The following is a 16,653-nucleotide window of genomic DNA, read 5'->3' as shown; positions in this document are numbered from 1 at the left end:
ACCGCCATCGGGGCCACCTCCCGTATCGAGCCGGGCCCCTGCGGCTGCGACTGTCCGGGGTGCGACCAGGGCACCCACTGCATGAAGGCCAGCAAGGGCTGCGGCTACCGCAAGGTGTAGAGCCAGAGCCCTCACGCGACGGGGCACCGCCACGCGGTGTAGCACCGGCCAGGTCGGGCGAGCCACTCCAGATCAGACCTTGTGGGACCTGAGCCACTCCACAAGTCCGGCTGTCAGTACCAACAACTACGGTCGCTGGCCATGAGCGCTCGAGGCGAGGTCGCCGACTTCTGGGATGAGGTCCTCCGGCTATGGATCGCGGGCGAGGATCACCAGATAGCTGAGCTGCCTGCGTGGTTCGCCAGCTACAAGGGCACCGGCGTTGGGTCTCTAGACCTAAGCACTTACCCCGATCCCTACGTCGGGGATCTGCGTGGCGGCACGCACGACGTCAAGATCATCGCCCTCGGCCTTAACCCCGGCACCGGTTACCCGCAGCTTCAAGGCCCTCAGGGCACCTGGACTGGCCGGATCGCCGAGCAGGGGTACGGCCACTGCTTCGAGCGCAGCCCCGCAGAAGACCCTGATACCTGGATCGCGTTGCACGGCAAGCCCAGTCTGTACTGGAAGAACCTCACGACCTTCAGCCGACGCTGGCTTGGCGACGACTCGGTCTCAGTGCACAACATCCTCAACCTCGAGCTCTACCCATGGCACTCCAACAAGCTCACCGCGGCCATCACCCCGCCACCCGAACTCATCGAGAAGTACGTGTGGGCTCCGGTCCAAGAGGCCGACGCTGAGATCGTCTTCGCATTCGGGAAGCCCTGGTTCAGCGTGTGTGACGCACTTGAGCTCCCCGAGGCGGCCTCGTGGGGACCGGGCGGAGAAGCATTGCCTGGATCGACCGTCGAGGGATGGCGCGTCGTCGCCTACCGGCTGCCATCCGAGCAGTTCGTGTTGGTCAGCGCACAGCCTGGATACGCCGGGCCTCCTGGGCCGGAGCGCACCCACGTTCTTCGGGGCCTTGTTGAGGATCTTCAGGCTCAGTGGGCCTCCACGACACCGCTCTCGCACATGGGAGACCCCTCCGGTAATGAGCCTGTCCCTCGAGCGGGCCAGCCCGACGAACGACACGAAGCCAAAATTCTCGAGGTGTCCGAACGGATGCGCCTGGTGCTCGAGATGGTGGCGGTGCTCCACCGTCGTGGTTACCAGCGACTCCGGATCGTCCCCGGGATGAGCGGCTCCGGGTTGTACTGGCGTGTATCGATTACCCCGTCCGCCAACGTCCGACCAGAGCCCCGCCTAGGGGGTGTTGACCACGTCGATGATCACAAGCATCTTGTCGCTTTCTGGACCAACGCCGACGAGCAAGTGTTCGGGGAGGAGTTGTCCGCGAAGGCGACGTCCTCGGCGCTCGCCGACCACTTCGAGAATCAATTTCCAGACGTTCTCGCGGCCGCGCGCGGCAGTGACTGGAGCTACGCCGGTTGGTACGTCGAGATGCTCAGCCACGTCGACGCCGGGTTCTATCCGGTCTTCTACGCCGATGACCTCACCATCGAAGACGAGCTCATCCCCTTGATCGGTGCACAACAGAGGACCAAACCCCGCCTCCCTCTTCCTCCTCAGCCTGTCGATCGAGCGGACGAAGCGCGGAGCAGCCCCTGGGTGAAACTCTCATGACGCCATCGCGAGGGTGACCAAGTCGGTTCAGGGATCATCCTCAGGTCCAGACGGCGCTTCAATGCTGCGTTGCGACGAAGGCAGGCGGACAGCTCGCTCTTGGTAGCTCACTGAGACCTTCTGCGGCGTCGTCACTTTCGGTCGAAGTGGTCCCGCCACCAGCTCGACAACAGGGACACCCCGACCAGCAACAGGACGACAGCGATGAGGACGACCGCCCAGCCGGGCATCAACGACCTCGATCTGGGTCGATGTTCCCCTCGCGCGACTGCCGCGGGCGCCGGCACCCAGCTCGCAGGACCTCCCGGAGTCGGTCAGGTCGAACAAGGATCTCGAGGAGGTAGAGGTACGCCAAGAGGCCGAGATCATGGGGAAGAACTCCATCGTGCTGAGCCAGGAGCGCGTCGGTCCGATCCTCTGAGTTTCCTCGGCGAGCACCATGGCCGTGGGTCGCGTCGCGCAGGGCCTTCAGGTACAACGCGGCAGCTCGCCGAGGAGTCATGCTCTGGACGCCGGTGCCGACCTGCAACTCGACATCTACCGTTCCAAGGGAGCGCCTGAGGAAGAACCCATCCTGAACCGCCTCCAGTGCTTGGACAGCGCGAGCAGCGCCCGGCACCAACACCTCCGCGGCCTCTTGCGAGAGACTCTCGGATATCGCCTCCAGCGCCGCGCGGGCGTGTTCAAAGTCGGTGAGGTTCTCCAACTGCACCGTCGTCAGCCGCTCGACAGTGTCGAGCGCGGTAAACATCAGGACCCTGCGCGCGTTGGTGTCTCGCTCGGAGATCAGGGCCGATGTCGTGCGGCGGAAGAGCTGCTCAACCGTCAGGATCGTCGTCATGTGGCGGCGCGGGAGGTAGACGCCAGCTGCGTCGGTGAACACCGAGAAGTCTGAGGTCACCGCGAACATCGAGTTCAGTGCATCTGCCCACCAACGAGATGCCGTCGCTGATGCGGTGGGGGTGAGTCGGGCGACGGGCATGGCGCTGTCGCGTCCCGGTACGCCGATGTGGTGCAGCATCTCCTCGGCACCGCTGCTTCCTCCTGCTACGGGTTGGCCGAGGCTGAACATCAGCGACCCGAACATTCTGGGGACGTTGAACGCCCAGACTGAAGGCGAGAGGGCGGCCAGGAGAGGTCCGATGTAAGCGTCCATCAGGTAAACGCCGTCAGCTAAGGCGTGCGCGGACTGAAAGGTCAGTTCGTTCCTCGCTTGCGCCGCCCCCACATGCGCGATGTCTCCTACTTGGAGGAGCGGGTCCTGCCAGATCTGGCAGAGGATGAGCGGGAGCTTCTGTCGCCACACCAGGCTCGCCGAGCGCTCGAAGACGTGAGCACCAGCATCCGCGAAGACCTTGGTCTCGGGCTGGTCCTGCAGCGGTACCTGGAGCAGTTCAGTGAACTCGTGCTCGGCCTGACCCGCCAAGGCCGCCGGCTCGGCGAGAAGCAACCGTAGGCGCATTGCCTCGAAGGCGTGCACTGGGTTGCCCGTGCGGGAGACACGTTCCTCTCGCGCCGCCAACTCCTCGAGGGCCCATGCGCTGCTCTCGTGGGCCGCGAAGTGGGGCCGTGAGGACAGGTAGCTGAAGTCAGGGCGGCGCGCTCCTGGGCCCGCGAGTTCTCGGTGCTGAACTAGGTCGGGTCGCTGGCGGCGGTAGCGCTCGTTGGTTTGCACCAGCCATCTCCCCGGATCGTCCGTGGCGATGCAACGGACACCCGCATCAGCGAACAACCCCTGAGGTTTGCCACCCCACGCCCAAGACGGCATGTCCACCAGGGCGTACCCCTCAGGTACCTCCCCGAACATGCAAGGAGGCTAAGGCAGTGCACCGACAGGAGGGATGATTTCGTCCGCCGACCTCGGGCCGTGCCTGACGTCAGTCCCTCGGTCTCAGGCGGGCTCAACCATGGACCAGCCGAACAAAGTGGGAGGACACCGTGCAGTGGACTACGGGGTCGATGGTCGACCCTGACGCGTTCACCGATCAGGAACCCGCGTCGCTCAGCATCCACACCCGTTTCAACGGGAGTTTGGCCCGGGTGTCCTCCGAGAGGTTCTCGTAGTTCAGCAACACCGAGTCGACCACCTCGGCGGCCTCCCAGAGCCTGACACGCAGATTGGTTTTCATGGACTCGCGAGCAGGCTTGGTGACCCCACCCCATGCCACCAGGAGTCCTTGGTCGGCTCCGAACTTGGTCATGACGCCATGTAGCTGGGTTACGACGGGATCGCTGACCTGGGCACCGGACTTCACCTGTACGAGGAGCATCGGATCGTCGAGGCCAAGCGGCCCTCGCCCGGCGATGATGTCCACTCCCCCATCTGGACCGGGAGGAGCGGTGGTGCACCGGAACCCCTCTGCCGTGAGGAGCTCAGCAACGAGAGCGGAGAGACCGTGCCCCGCGAACTCCTCGGCGATGCGAGCGGTGATCTGATTGAGCGCGACCTCCTCGATGTCCGGGCTCAGCTCGGGTTCGTCGACGTCTTCATCGTGGTCGAGCAACTCGGAGCCAGGCTTCGCCTTGCTTGGACTGGGGATGGAGGGGACCTGACCGGGGTCAGCTCCCGTCGAAAGCAGGTGCTCGAGGCGGGCGACGGCGTGGTTCTTGCTGGAGGCGAAGATCGACATGGCGCTGCCGAGGGTGAACAGAAGGTCCTGCTTCACCGCGGTCCGCGGGAGATCGGTGCGTTGCCAGTCCACCTGAACTACGTGCCGTTTGTTGCGGTCCGCGTCGTTCGCCAGGAACGTGTATCCGCTCTTCACCCGACCGATCGCGATCTGCTTGGTGGTCTTTAGCGGCATGACGATCAGATCGCCCACCTTGATGCGAGAACGCAGAGCCCACAATTGCCCGGTGAAGTTGTTGAGCTTGCCCACCGAGGAGCCCGGGAAGGACTCGGCCACCACGGCGGCAACGTCTTCGCGTGTCACGCAGGGCGTGAGGTCCGGAACCTCCCACCAACCGCCGCCCGACCACCCTTCCTGGAGCGCCCAGGAGTCACGCTCGCCACTCTTGCCGGAACGGATTACCCAGGCCGCGACCACGTCAGGCTCCTTCGATCATGTCCAACTCAGACAGCGTTTCCAGAATCTTGGTGGCCCCCACCGACACTGTCACTAACCAAACCAGCTCGCGAGGCTTGTCAAGGGGCCTTTCATAGCCCGATGGTGTCCTCCATGCCACCCCTCAAGGGCCACCTCGTTGGAGCATTCGGGTTGTTTTGGGAGAGGTCGGAGGTGACCTGGAATCCTGGATCGGGCGACACCTGGCAGATGCTCGGACGCAGGAACACCATCAACCCCGCACTGCGGGTGTGCGACTTCCGCACCGCCAAAGGGGTGTACATCCTCTACGACAACTACGGACCGACCTACGCCGGACTCGCTCGAGGACTTGGAGGTCTGGGGGCACGGCTGCGGACCCACAACACCAAGCCGCCTCGCAAGCGCGAGTGGACCCGCTTCTCGTGGTTCAGCTTCGATGACATCGTGGCCGCGACCGGCTACCACGGCTGGGAGGAGGTCCGGCACCGAAGCAAGCCAGTCCCCGCTCAGTCCGAGACAGTGATCCGGGAGATGGAAGCCCTGTTGATCAAGGTGCTGGGCACCCGGCAGAACAAAATGAGCTTCCAGAACGCGAACGAGTGGGAGCAGCTCTGGTGGCACGAAGCCGCCAACCTCAGAGACAAAGAGCTCGTGGACCCTCGGCTCTTCACCGCCAAGCTGGAGTCGTAGCCGCGTATCGGATTACCTATCCGATACGCCTCACGTCTCGCGGAGCAGATCACCCTGCTCCGGCCCGCGAACCCAGGCCAGGAAGGTGTCGAGCCCCCACGAGGTGATGCCCAGGCGGTCGCACGCGGTCGTTAAGGCAATCTTCAAGGGCAAGCGGTCGATGTTGTCCTCGGTTGCGACCGCGACGTCGTACCCGGCTTCTAACAACTCCCACGCCGTGGCTGCGATGTACGGGTCAGCGGGTTCGCGGTCGGGCTCAGCGTCGACCTCAACCAGGTCCCCGATCCACTCCAACAGCTCTGACATCGTCTCGTCCGTCGGATTGCTGTGTCGCACGTGCCTGACGGCTTCGCCACACCAGATGCCCGGGGCGTCAGGGTGCTTCTCCTTCGCGAGTTCGCGGGCCACCTGTCGGGGGAAGGTCAGTCGACCACTTCGCACGAGATCGAGCATTGCGGCGAACACACCCCACTGTTCTTCGGTAGGCAACACGTACTTCAGCTGGATGATCACGCTGGAATCGAGGACAACCACCAAGTCCGGCTCTTCCCGGGAATCAGCCTCGGGTGCACTGTCGGTGCGAGCGTCATCCTCGCCCTCCTCAGAGGGCAGGAACACCAGGAACCTCGTCTGCCATCTTGCGTACGTCGTCCACGGTAAGGCGCAGCACGGACAAGGCGTCGCTGACCGGAAGGGACTGCAACAGGTTGGTCACCGCGCCGACGCCGTACTGACGGACGCGCATCCGATGCGTCGGCGGGTTGTGCGGTGTCCCCGAGGTCCTCACCGCTGGCTTGAAGATCCCGAGGACTGCGCCGTAAAGACCGTCGCGAGCGAAGTCCAGGTCGATCAGCCTGAGCGCCGCGGCTCGGTTGCTGACGCCGAACCGGTGAGCGATGAGCTTGACCTGATCGATACCCGCGTCGCCGGGACCGATGTGCTCAGCACGCATGAGTCCCCGAACCTCAGCTGCAGGCATGAGCAGAGCGGCCGCGAACTCCTCGCACCACCTCTCGGTGCGGGTGTCAACGAAGAGCTGGGCACCCGACGGCTCCAGACACGCGGTCGCCTCGCGCAGCATCAGGTGCCCGAGCTCATGGCCGATGGTAAACAGCCTCACCGGCGGCTGAACCCGCGACTGGTTCATGACGATCATCGGAGCGCGGTCATCCCAACCGGCGAAGCCGCGAACAGCGTCTTCACCCAGCTGAAGCTCGAACACGAGGATGCCGGCGGTCTCGAGAAGGGCACGCCAACCCCGGAGCGCCTCGTACTCTCCATCGAACTGAATGCCGTCAGGGACCTCCAACCAGGCGCGGGCCTGTCTCGCCGCAGATTCCGGGCTGGTGTGCGCGCGCGTCACGCTCGGCACGTCCGGCCGCTCGTCGTCTGCCACGGTGACCGCGACAGCCTGTTGCACCCGCTTGGCCCGGCGAGCCTGAAGTAGCACCCGCGGTTGAACGTCGTGTGTTGCACCCGGCGGATGCCTGAACCCGTCCGGCATCGACCCACGCGCGGGCGGCTCAGGGAGGAAGAAGAAGGCCCGGGATCGGTGAAGCGTTGACGCGAGGTCCGAGACCTGGCCGGCCGTGGGGGTCCTGTCTCCCGACACCCAGCCGTCAAGCTCGGCCAGGTCGACCCTCAGCGCTCGAGCGAGGTCCTCGCGAGAACGCCCGTCCTCTGCAGAGGCCCAGGCCAACACCGAGGGGGTAATCGGCGACCTTCGAGCAACCGCCATCAGAGGCTCCCTCCCCTCGGCCGGTCACGTTGGCTTGTTGCCGAACACTATGCGTTGACGCGACGACGTAGGCCTCCACCGTGGCGGTCGGGCACAACCAATACCCGTTGCGTCAGGTCTCCGCCCAGCGCATCTCCCCCTCGCCGAGTTGACCGTGGGGCTTGCGGACGCCGTTCTTAGTGGATGCGCTGGTGCGCTTCCATGAGTTCCCCCTCACCGAACGTGCCCTCAACCTCATCGCGGTCGATGCCACGGCCGTCGTCGGAGATGACCACCTTCTTGATGGCATCGGCCTCGTCTCGAACGAGCGTCACGTCGACGCGGGACGCCTCGGCGTCGATCGAGTTCCACGTCAGCTCAACAAGCGCTCATGTGGATCCTTCTCGTGCACCAGACGACCAACATGATCATCGCTGCCCCGCAGCACGAGCTCCGGTGACGCCGTGCGCGGACTATAACCGGGCTGGCCGACGGTCCTAGGGGGTCGCCCGGTTGCACCTCCTGGGTTGCCTTCACCAGATTGCGGGCTCCTCTGGGAGCGGCGTTGGCCGGAGCACGAGCGTCGCCAACTCGGGCTCCGGCGCGCCACTCTGCCGGACTTGAAGCCCGAGAAGTCTCGACCTGAGATCGATGATCCGTAGTACGGAAGTGGCCGCCGCGAGGTCGCCCGACACGGCCTTCTCCCACAGTCCGGCTTGGAGCTCGTCGAGCCTGTCGACCTCCAACTGGCGCAGCTGCTCGGCGTTCTCGGCCTCCACCTCTGCCAGCGCCTTGAATACCGCCCGATGCGCTGACCCGCGGTGCGCGTAACCGGCACGACGAGCGATCTGCTCATACGGGAGCCCATCAGCTGCCAACTCAAGCGCCTTGGAGCGTTTCAGCCGTGCCTGGACCAACGACTTCATGCCAATCACCTCCGGCGTCAGCCTTCGGTCCTAGCTCAACATGGACCTCCAGTCAGGCGCACCAGCGACCCCGCTCATGCGGGGTCGCTGGCCTGAGGACTATCTAGTTCTTTGCCGACTTGGTCTCAGACGCTTCTGCGCGTTCGCGGGCGCAGCCATAGGACTCCTCCCTGGTCGAGCGCGCAGTATGCAGCGCGCGCTTGCAGAGCCACTCCGGATCGATCCCGACCTGGCACGCGGCGTTGATGATCGCGGCGATGGGGTCTGAGTAGGAGTCGGTTGAATCCGCTCCTTCTGGAACCGGGTTGAGCGGGGTCCAGTCCCACGTGGCGATCGAGGGGACGCCGATGAGGGCGCGCCCCCAGTTGATGTCCTCGGCGAGATAGCCCTCCTCCGCCATCCCCGCCATCTCGGGCCATTGCTCCTGGGGTGACTCCCAGTACATCGCTGGAGGCTCACCGTCTGGGTGAGAAACCTGCCAAGGGCCAGGTTCGTGTTCGAGGCAGTAGCCGTTGTTGAAGTCGATCATCCATCTCCTCTGTACGCGCGGTGACTGGTCACCGATTGGTCACAGACCCGCGAGGACCGCGGCGTCTGTTCCCGGACGCAGAAGCACGTTCGCCGCCTGCGTCCGGACTTATCTGGACGCATCAGGACGGCTGTGCACCGTCCGATACGGCGTCGCTGGAACTCTTAATCAGCGGGTTCGGGGTTCGAGTCCCTGATGGCGTACCCACCAGCCCCCGACCTCCCGGTCGGGGGTTTTCTGCACCTCGGCCTCAGCGCGTGGGCGGCCGCGGCGTGCTGAGCCCCGCGCCCGCCTGCTCGAGCTCCCCGCACCGCCCGGCCCACCGCTGCGCCGCCTCGGTGTCCGCGTGCCGCGTGCACGTCACCATGTGCTCGGCCAGCGAGTGCGCGACCTCCTCCGGCTGCGCCGCCGCCACGAACCGCTCGACGGTCTCCGCGCTGTCGTGCGCGCCCGGCGCGCTCGGCTGCTCGGTCATGGGCCACCCCAACTTCCTCTAGTGAGCCCCCCGGCTGCTGGCCGCTCAACGGTCGGTTGGCGGCCAGGTCACCCTGACGCGGTGGGTGGTCTAGCGGCCTCAACGCTCGCCGCCCGCGGTCCCTGCGGTGCCGCCGGTCCGGCAGCGCTGCGTGCACCGGCCTGGAGTCCTAGGCGCCGGGGAGCCTCGGGACGCCGAGCTCGGCCTTGCGGAGGCGGTAGACCTGGAGCCGCAGGTCGTAGTACTTGTCGGTCTCGCCGACCCACTCCATGCCGATGGAGGTGGCGGTGCGGGCGGCGCGGGTGTTGCGGGGGCGGACGACGGCGAAGAGCTCCTCGACGCCCCGGTCGAAGGCGTGGGCGGCGACGGCGTGGCCGGCCTCGGCGGCGAAGCCCTGGCCCCAGGCGGTGGGGGCGAGCTGCCAGCCGATCTCGAGGTCGTCGTTCTCGGGCGGGAGCGGGAGGAGGGCGAGGGCGCCGACGAGGGCGCCGTCGTCGCGGGTGGTGACGGCCCAGCGGCCGGCGGGGCTGGGGGGCGGGGTGGTGAGCCAGCCGCCGATGAGGCGGCGCATGTCGTCGACGTCGGGGACGCGGGTGACGGCGGGCGCGAGCCAGCGGGTCACGGACTCGTCGCCGAAGACGGCCAGCGCGTCGGGGGCGTCGTCCACCGACCAGGGGCGCAGCACCAGTCGCGCGGTCTCGAGCGTGTCGTCCACCAGGTCAGCAGCCATGCAGGGAGGACAACCGCGGCGGCGCGGTCATTCCCCGACCCGCGGCGGCAGGAGGGGTACGTCGAGGCGCGCGGCCAGCTCGTCGTACGTCGTGCCGAAGGTCTCGCGGACCCGGACGCCGTCGGGGGTGAGGTCGAAGACGGCCTGTTCGGTGTAGACCCGGTCCACGCAGCCGACGCCGGTGAGCGGGTAGGTGCAGGCCGGCACCAGCTTGGGCGCGCCTTCCTTGGCGAACAGCGTCATCATCACGAACACCTGCCGCGCACCGATGGCGAGGTCCATCGCGCCGCCGACGGCGGGGACGGCGTCGGCCGCGCCGGTGTGCCAGTTGGCCAGGTCGCCGGTGGCGCTCACCTGGAAGGCGCCGAGCACGCACACGTCGAGGTGGCCGCCGCGCATCATGGCGAAGGAGTCGGCGTGGTGGAAGTACGCCGCGCCGGGCAGCTCGGTGACCGGCTGCTTGCCGGCGTTGGTGAGGTCGGGGTCCTCCTCGCCAGCGGCGGGCCGCGGGCCCATGTTGAGCATGCCGTTCTCGGTGTGCAGCACCACGCCGGAGCCGGGCTCGAGGTGGTCGGCCACCGAGGTGGGCTGGCCGATGCCCAGGTTGACGAACGAGCCGGGCGCGATGTCGCGCGCCACCAGCGCCGCCATCTGGTCCTTGGACAGCGTCACGGGGTCACCACCACCCGGTCGACGTAGATCGAGGGCGTGACCACGGCCTCGGGGTCCAGGCCGCCGACGTCGACGACCTCGCGGACCTCGGCCACGACCGTGGTCGCGGCGGTGGCCATGACCGGCCCGAAGTTGCGGGCGGTCTTGCGGTAGACCAGGTTGCCCATCCGGTCCGCGCGGTGCGCGCCGATCAGGGCCACGTCGCCGCGCAACGGGTACTCCAGCACGTAGGTCCGCCCGTCGATCTCGCGCGTCTCCTTGCCCTCGGCCAGCTGCGTGCCGGCGCCGGTCGGGGTGTAGAACGCGCCGATGCCGGCCCCCGCCGCGCGCATCCGCTCGGCCAGGTTGCCCTGCGGGACCAGCTCGAGCTCGATCGCGCCGGAGCGGTAGAGCCCGTCGAAGACCCACGAGTCCACCTGCCGCGGGAACGAGCAGACCACCTTGCGCACCCGGCCCTCGGCGAGCAGCGCGGCCAGGCCGGTGTCGCCGTTCCCGGCGTTGTTGTTGACCACCGTGAGGTCGGTGGCCCCCCTGCCGGATGAGCGCGTCGATGAGCGCCACCGGCTGTCCGGCCAGCCCGAAGCCGCCGATGAGCACGGTCGCGCCGTCGGGTACGTCGGCCACCGCCTCGTCCGCCGCGTCGGCGCCCTCGTGGAAGGCGGTCCGGATCACGCCACGTTCTCCAGGACGACGGCCAGGGCCTGCCCGACCCCGATGCAGATCGCGGCCACGCCCCACCGGTCGCCGGACTCGCGCAGCCGGTGCGCGAGCGTCCCGAGGACCCGGCCGCCGGACGCGCCGAGCGGGTGCCCGATCGCGATCGCGCCGCCCTTGGTGTTCACGATCTCGGGGTCGATGCCCCACGCGTCGACGCAGGCCAGGGACTGCACGGCGAAGGCCTCGTTCAGCTCCACGGCCGCGACGTCGGACCACGCGATCCCGGCTCGCGCGAGCGCCCGGTTCGCCGCCTCGACCGGTGCGAACCCGAACTCCTGCGGCGCCAGCGCGAAGGTCCCGCGTCCCGCGATCCGGGCCAGCGGGTCCAGGCCGGGCACGGCCCCCTCGGCGCCGAGCAGCACGGCGGACGCACCGTCGTTCAGCGGCGAGGCGTTGCCGGCGGTGATGGTCCCGGACGGGCGGAACGACGGCTTCAGCTTCGCCAGCCCCTCCGCCGACGACCCCGGCCGGATCCCCTCGTCCTCCTGCAGGTCCACCCCCGGCACCGGTACGACGAGCGCGTCGTAGAAGCCCGCCGTCCAGGCCGCGTCGGCCAGGTTGTGCGAACGGGCCGCGAACTCGTCCTGGCGCTGCCGCGAGACGGCGAACCGGTCGGCCAGCATCTCGTTGGCCTCGCCCAGCGACACCGTCCACTCGGCCGGCATGTTCTCGTTGACCAGCCGCCACCCCAGCGTCGTCGAGACCGCGGTGACGTTGCCCGCGGGGAAGGCCCGCGACGGCTTGGGCAGCACCCACGGCGCCCGCGTCATCGACTCGACGCCGCCGGTGAGCACCACGGTCGCGTCACCGGTCTCGATGGCCCGCGAGCCCTGCATCGCGGCGTCCAGCGACGACCCGCACAGCCGGTTCACCGTCACCGCCGGCACCGAGACCGGCAACCCGGCCAGCAGCACCGCCATCCGCCCGACGTTGCGGTTGTCCTCGCCGGCCTGGTTGGCGCAGCCCCACACCACGTCGTCGATCGCGGCCGGATCCAGGCCGGGCGCCTGGGCCAGCACGCCCTGCACCGCCACCGCGGCCAGGTCGTCGGGCCGCACGTCGGCCAGCGCACCGCCGAAGCGGCCGAACGGCGTCCGTGCGGCGGCGTACACGAAGGCGTCACCCATGCTGCGACCGTACGCCGCGACCACTCATGCACACCAATACGAAGTGCCACCACATTGATAACCTCAGAGCATGGAGCTGCGGCACCTGCGGGCCTTCCTCGCGGTGGCCGACGAGCGGCACTTCGGCCGCGCGGCCGAGCGTCTGCACCTCGCCCAGCCCGCACTCTCCCAGCAGGTCAAGCAGCTCGAGCGCGAGGTGGGCCTGGCGCTGTTCGAGCGCACCACCCGGCGGGTCGAGCTGAGCGAGGCCGGCCATCGGTTCGAGCCGCACGCCCGCTCGGTCCTGGCCGCGGTCGAGCACGCCTCGGCCGACCTGGCCCTGCTGGCCGACGGCCGGGCCGGGCGCGTCGCCGTCGGCTTCATCGGCACCGCGACGTACGACGTGCTGCCGCGGGTCGCGCGCGAGGTGCGGGACCGGCTACCTGACGTCGAGCTCGACCTGCACGGCGAGCTGCTGAGCCCGGCCCTCGTCGACCGGCTGGTGGCGGGCCAGCTGGACCTCGCCATCCTCCGTCCCGACGGCATCACCCGCCCCGACGTCTTGATCCGCGACCTGCGCCGGGAGCGGCTGGTCGCGGTCCTGCCGGCGCAGCACCCGCTCGCCCGGCGCCGGCGCCTCGACCTGGCCGACCTGGCCGAGGAGGCCTTCGTGGTGCACCCGGCCGGCGACCGCTCCTCGATGCACGGCCACGTGCTGGCCGCCTGCGCCCGGGCGGGGTTCCGGCCCACCTCGACCATCGAGGTCTCCGAGACCGCGACCCTCGCGGTGTTCGTCGCCGCGGGCCTCGGCGTGGCCCTGGTCCCCGAGCCGGTGCGCAGCCTGGCCCTGGCTGGCGTGGCCTACGTCCCGCTCGCCGATCCCCCCGAGGTGCGCCTCGCCCTGGCCTCCCGCGCCGGCGACCCCGCGGCGGCCACGGAGCGGGTCGCGGGCATCATCGCGGCGGCCGTGGGCGCCGGCTGATCGGACGCTGGACAGCGGTTGAGACACCCCTTCCCAGCGCTGCGCGTTCTGCGCATACTTGCGCGCATCGCGCACAGGAGTGCGCCAGGGTGAAGGAGAAGAACGGTGGTCCAACAGGACGCGGTGGCAGGCGGCGCGGACGGTGCGTCGCTCAAGCGGGGGGAGCTCGGCTTCTGGGAGGTGCTGTTCCAGGCGCTCACGTCGGCCGCCCCCGGGCTGTCGGTGACACTGGCCGTCATCGTCGGCGCCAACTTCGCGGGCGGCTCGCTGGGGCTGTCGCTGGTGCTGGCGCTCGTCGGCATCCTGCTCGTGGCGTCGTGCGTCGGCCAGATGGCCGCGCGCTTCCCGTCGGCGGGCGGCTTCTACACGTTCGTGGCCAACGGCCTGCACCCCGCGCTCGGGACCATGGTGGCCTGGCTCTACCTCATCGTGTGGGCGGTCTTCCCCTCCACGCTGTTCCTGCCGTTCGGCAGCTTCACCGCCTCGACCCTGAACAACTGGTGGGGCTGGTCCTACAAGCCCACGTGGGTGGTCGCCGCCCTGGTCTGCATCGGCTTCGTCTACTGGCTGGTCGGCCAGGGCGCCAAGCTCAGCACCAACGCCGCGATCGTGCTCGGCGTCATCGAGTTCGCCATCCTCGGCGCGCTGGCCCTCACGCTCATCGTCAAGGCGGGCTCGGACAACACGCTCATGGTCTTCACGCCGCACTACGCCGACGTCGCGGGCTTCGCCGGGCTGTCCGGGCTCATCGGCGGCATGATCTACGCGATCTACGGCTTCGTCGGCTTCGAGAACGTCGTCCCGCTGGCCGAGGAGGCCAAGGACTCGCGCCGCACCGTGCTGCGGGTCTCGCTGCTCTCCCCGCTCATCCTCGGCCTGTTCATCATCCTGTGCACCTACGCGGCCACGGTCTTCTTCGGCCCCGGCCGCTTCGCGGAGTTCCCCGGCTACAACGGCGGCGACGCCTGGATCGGCATCAGCGAGGACGTCTGGGGGCTGGGCTGGTACGTCCTGCTCTTCGCCATCCTCAACTCCGCGATCGCCAGCGCGAACGGCGCCACCAACGCCGGCATCCGCCACATCTTCGCCATGGGCCGCATCCAGCTGCTCCCCGAGGCGTTCGCCCGCAGCGACCGCAACGGCACGCCGATCGTGGCGCTGCGCACGGTGATGGCGATCTCCGTGGTGCTCACCGTGGTGACCGGGCTCGTGCTCGACGGCGGGCCGCTGCAGGCCTTCGGCTTCCTCGGCACGATCGAGACCTGCGTGGCGATCCTGCTCTACGCGCTGGTGGCACTGTCGTGCCTGGTCTGGTTCACCCGCAACCGGCCCGAGGGGTTCAACCCCTTCCTGCACGTGCTGGTCCCGGTGCTCGCGATCGTGGTGATGGTCCCGGCCCTGATGGCCGCGATCGGGGTGGGCGCGAGCATCTTCCCGTTCATCTCGCCGCTTCCCGAGCCGTTCAACTACGCCGGCTACATCTCGCTGGCCTGGCTGGTGCTCGGCATCGCGTTCGCGGCGTGGGTCTGGGTGGCCCACCCCGACCGGGCGCGGGCCACCGAGACCGTCTTCGTCGCGGGCGAGTGACCTAGCCGAGCACGTCGGCGGGGTCGACGGCATCGATGCCGACGGCCTCGCCGACGGGCTTGTTGGTCAGCTGCCCGGCGTGGGTGTTGAGCCCGAGGGCCAGGGAACGGTCCGACCGGCACGCCTCGGTCCACCCCCGGTTGGCCAGCGCGACCGCGTAGGGCAGCGTCGCGTTGGTCAACGCGTACGTCGACGTGTTCGGCACCGCGCCCGGCATGTTCGCCACGCAGTAGAACGTCGAGCCGTGGACCTCGTAGGTCGGGTCCGCATGCGTGGTCGCGTGGGAGTCCTCGAAGCAGCCGCCCTGGTCGATCGCGATGTCCACCAGCACCGAGCCCGGCTTCATCCGCGAGACCAGCTCGTTCGACACCAGCTTCGGCGCCGCCGCACCCGGGATCAGCACGGCCCCGATCACCAGGTCCGCCTCGAGCACCTGCTGCTCGATCGCCAGCTTCGAGCTGGCCAGGCCGTGGACCCGGTTGTCGTAGCGCCAGAACGACATCCGCAGCTTGTCCAGATCGGTGTCCAGCAGCGTCACGTCCGCGCCCATCCCCAACGCGATGTTCGCGGCGTTCTGACCGCTCACCCCGGCGCCGATGATGACGACCTTCGCGTTGGCGACCCCACCGACACCGCCCATCAGGACGCCGCGGCCGCCCTGGGCCTTCATCAGGCTGTAGGCGCCCACCTGGGGCGCCAGACACCCCGCCACCTCGGACATCGGGTAGAGCAGGGGCAGCCCACCGGAGGGCAGCTGGACGGTCTCGTAGGCGATCGCGGTGACCTTGCGCGCCAGCAGCTCCTCGGTCAGCGGCTTGTCCGCGGCCAGGTGCAGGTAGGTGAACAGCGTCAGCCCCTCCCGCATCCGGTCGTACTCCTCCGCGACCGGCTCCTTGACCTTCAGCACCAGGTCCACCCCACCGTCGGTGCCCCACGCCTCCTCGGCCGTGTCCACGATCCGCGCGCCCGCGGCGACGTACTCCTCGTCGGTGATCTGCGAGCCGACGCCGGCGTCCTTCTGGACGACGACCTCGTGGCCGTGGGCCACCAGCTCGTGCACCCCGATCGGCGTGATCGCCACGCGGTACTCGTGGTTCTTGACTTCCTTCGGCACTCCGACCTTCACGGGACTCCTCGCACTCTGGGGTGTTCGTTGGCAAGAGCAAGTGTCATGCTTCTGTTCGACCAGCGCCATCGCCGCCGAAGGATCATCGGCAGAGGCCGCCCAGACCGCAGGAACGACGACGAGGACCGCCGACATGACCACCCCGCCGAACGGAGTTCACGGCGCCGTCGACACCGTGGACCGCAAGATCCTGACCCTGCTCATGGCCGAGGGCCGGCTGCCCAACAACGTGCTGGCGTCCCGGGTCGGGATCGCGGCGTCGACCTGCCTCACCCGGGTCCGCAACCTGCGCCAGCGCGGGGTGATCCGCGGCGTGCACGCCGACGTCAACCTCGAGGCACTGGGGCGCCCGCTCGAGGCCATGGTCTCGATCAGCCTGCAGGCCAGCTCGCGGTCGCGGATCGCGCAGTTCCGGGAGTACCTCGGCTCGCTGCCCGGCGTGCTCGACGTGTACTTCCTGGCCGGGCGCAACGACTTCATGGTGCACGTCGCGGTGGCCGACCCCGGCACCCTGCGCGACTTCGTGGTGGAGAACCTCAGCGCAGTGCCGGACGTCGCGATGACCGAGACCAACCTGATCTTCGACCACGTCCGGCCGACGGCCGAGCACGTCCTCGACGCATGACGGCAGATCCGCACACCGCACAACTGTTCGCAGGA

Annotated in this window: 18 protein-coding genes; 5 read left to right on the top strand and 13 right to left on the bottom strand. The window is 68.5% G+C overall.

Going from position 1 to position 16,653, the window contains the following annotated elements:
* Positions 1 to 261 precede the first annotated feature (261 nt).
* A complete protein-coding gene (gene brig1, locus G5V58_RS03985) occupies positions 262 to 1,689 on the top strand; it encodes an anti-phage DNA glycosylase Brig1 (protein WP_165228961.1) in 1,428 nt (475 codons plus the stop codon).
* A gap of 229 nt (positions 1,690 to 1,918) precedes the next feature.
* On the opposite strand, the gene G5V58_RS03980 is transcribed toward brig1, so the two are convergent.
* Both G5V58_RS03980 and G5V58_RS03975 read right to left on the bottom strand, forming a co-directional pair.
* Entirely contained in the window at positions 1,919 to 3,496 is a 1,578-nt protein-coding gene (locus G5V58_RS03980) for a hypothetical protein (protein WP_165228959.1), read from the bottom strand.
* A gap of 178 nt (positions 3,497 to 3,674) precedes the next feature.
* Positions 3,675 to 4,736 carry a restriction endonuclease gene (locus G5V58_RS03975; RefSeq protein WP_165228957.1) on the bottom strand — a complete coding sequence of 354 codons (1,062 nt, stop codon included), beginning with the start codon at positions 4,734 to 4,736 and terminating at the stop codon, positions 3,675 to 3,677.
* Positions 4,737 to 4,928: 192 nt separating this feature from the next.
* Here G5V58_RS03975 and G5V58_RS03970 point away from each other — a divergent pair, with 192 nt between their 5' ends.
* The gene (locus tag G5V58_RS03970; protein WP_165228955.1) at positions 4,929 to 5,426 is read left to right on the top strand and encodes a GIY-YIG nuclease family protein; all 498 of its coding nucleotides are present in this window, start codon (positions 4,929 to 4,931) and stop codon (positions 5,424 to 5,426) included.
* A 30-nt stretch (positions 5,427 to 5,456) separates the two neighbouring features.
* Here G5V58_RS03970 and G5V58_RS03965 read toward each other — a convergent pair whose 3' ends face one another.
* The 10 genes from G5V58_RS03965 to G5V58_RS03920 form a co-directional block, all read right to left on the bottom strand.
* Positions 5,457 to 6,044, bottom strand: a complete 588-nt coding sequence (locus G5V58_RS03965) for a PIN domain-containing protein (RefSeq protein WP_165228953.1) — start codon at positions 6,042 to 6,044, stop codon at positions 5,457 to 5,459.
* Positions 6,028 to 6,822 (bottom strand): ImmA/IrrE family metallo-endopeptidase, encoded by a 795-nt coding sequence (locus G5V58_RS03960; protein ID WP_165228951.1) that lies wholly within the window; start codon positions 6,820 to 6,822, stop codon positions 6,028 to 6,030. The genes G5V58_RS03965 and G5V58_RS03960 overlap by 17 nt, the downstream gene beginning before the upstream one ends.
* Before the next feature lie 518 nt (positions 6,823 to 7,340).
* The gene (locus G5V58_RS26650) at positions 7,341 to 7,478 is read right to left on the bottom strand and encodes a hypothetical protein (RefSeq protein ID WP_407939675.1); all 138 of its coding nucleotides are present in this window, start codon (positions 7,476 to 7,478) and stop codon (positions 7,341 to 7,343) included.
* A gap of 198 nt (positions 7,479 to 7,676) precedes the next feature.
* Positions 7,677 to 8,069, bottom strand: a complete 393-nt coding sequence (locus G5V58_RS03950; RefSeq protein ID WP_165228949.1) for a hypothetical protein — start codon at positions 8,067 to 8,069, stop codon at positions 7,677 to 7,679.
* 103 nt (positions 8,070 to 8,172) lie between these two features.
* Entirely contained in the window at positions 8,173 to 8,598 is a 426-nt protein-coding gene (locus G5V58_RS03945) for a hypothetical protein (protein ID WP_165228947.1), read from the bottom strand.
* A 250-nt stretch (positions 8,599 to 8,848) separates the two neighbouring features.
* Positions 8,849 to 9,073: a hypothetical protein gene (locus G5V58_RS03940; protein WP_165228945.1), complete on the bottom strand. Its 225-nt coding sequence runs from the start codon at positions 9,071 to 9,073 to the stop codon at positions 8,849 to 8,851.
* Between the two features lie 169 nt (positions 9,074 to 9,242).
* Positions 9,243 to 9,803, bottom strand: a complete 561-nt coding sequence (locus G5V58_RS03935; RefSeq protein WP_196240557.1) for a GNAT family N-acetyltransferase — start codon at positions 9,801 to 9,803, stop codon at positions 9,243 to 9,245.
* 27 nt (positions 9,804 to 9,830) lie between these two features.
* On the bottom strand, positions 9,831 to 10,475 hold the full coding sequence (locus G5V58_RS03930) for a 3-oxoacid CoA-transferase subunit B (RefSeq protein WP_456237806.1): 645 nt from the start codon (positions 10,473 to 10,475) through the stop codon (positions 9,831 to 9,833).
* Positions 10,472 to 10,987, bottom strand: a complete 516-nt coding sequence (locus G5V58_RS03925) for a 3-oxoacid CoA-transferase subunit A (RefSeq protein WP_456237796.1) — start codon at positions 10,985 to 10,987, stop codon at positions 10,472 to 10,474. Before G5V58_RS03925 ends, G5V58_RS03930 begins: the two co-directional genes overlap by 4 nt.
* A gap of 156 nt (positions 10,988 to 11,143) precedes the next feature.
* Entirely contained in the window at positions 11,144 to 12,319 is a 1,176-nt protein-coding gene (locus tag G5V58_RS03920; protein ID WP_165228943.1) for a thiolase family protein, read from the bottom strand.
* 70 nt (positions 12,320 to 12,389) lie between these two features.
* Here G5V58_RS03920 and G5V58_RS03915 point away from each other — a divergent pair, with 70 nt between their 5' ends.
* Positions 12,390 to 13,280: a LysR family transcriptional regulator gene (locus tag G5V58_RS03915; protein ID WP_165228941.1), complete on the top strand. Its 891-nt coding sequence runs from the start codon at positions 12,390 to 12,392 to the stop codon at positions 13,278 to 13,280.
* 105 nt (positions 13,281 to 13,385) lie between these two features.
* The gene (locus G5V58_RS03910) at positions 13,386 to 14,867 is read left to right on the top strand and encodes an APC family permease (RefSeq protein ID WP_165228939.1); all 1,482 of its coding nucleotides are present in this window, start codon (positions 13,386 to 13,388) and stop codon (positions 14,865 to 14,867) included.
* A 1-nt stretch (position 14,868) separates the two neighbouring features.
* Here the strand turns inward: G5V58_RS03910 and ald are convergent, their stop codons facing one another.
* Entirely contained in the window at positions 14,869 to 15,993 is a 1,125-nt protein-coding gene (gene ald / locus G5V58_RS03905) for an alanine dehydrogenase (RefSeq protein ID WP_165228937.1), read from the bottom strand.
* 133 nt (positions 15,994 to 16,126) lie between these two features.
* On the opposite strand from ald, the gene G5V58_RS03900 reads away from it, so the two are divergent.
* The gene (locus G5V58_RS03900) at positions 16,127 to 16,618 is read left to right on the top strand and encodes an Lrp/AsnC family transcriptional regulator (RefSeq protein WP_165228935.1); all 492 of its coding nucleotides are present in this window, start codon (positions 16,127 to 16,129) and stop codon (positions 16,616 to 16,618) included.
* Positions 16,619 to 16,653 lie beyond the last annotated feature (35 nt).

This window comes from Nocardioides anomalus (genome assembly GCF_011046535.1).
Classification (GTDB): domain Bacteria; phylum Actinomycetota; class Actinomycetes; order Propionibacteriales; family Nocardioidaceae; genus Nocardioides; species Nocardioides anomalus.
The sequence above is the reverse complement of the archived record's forward strand: the minus strand, read 5'-3'. Positions and strand labels throughout refer to the sequence as shown.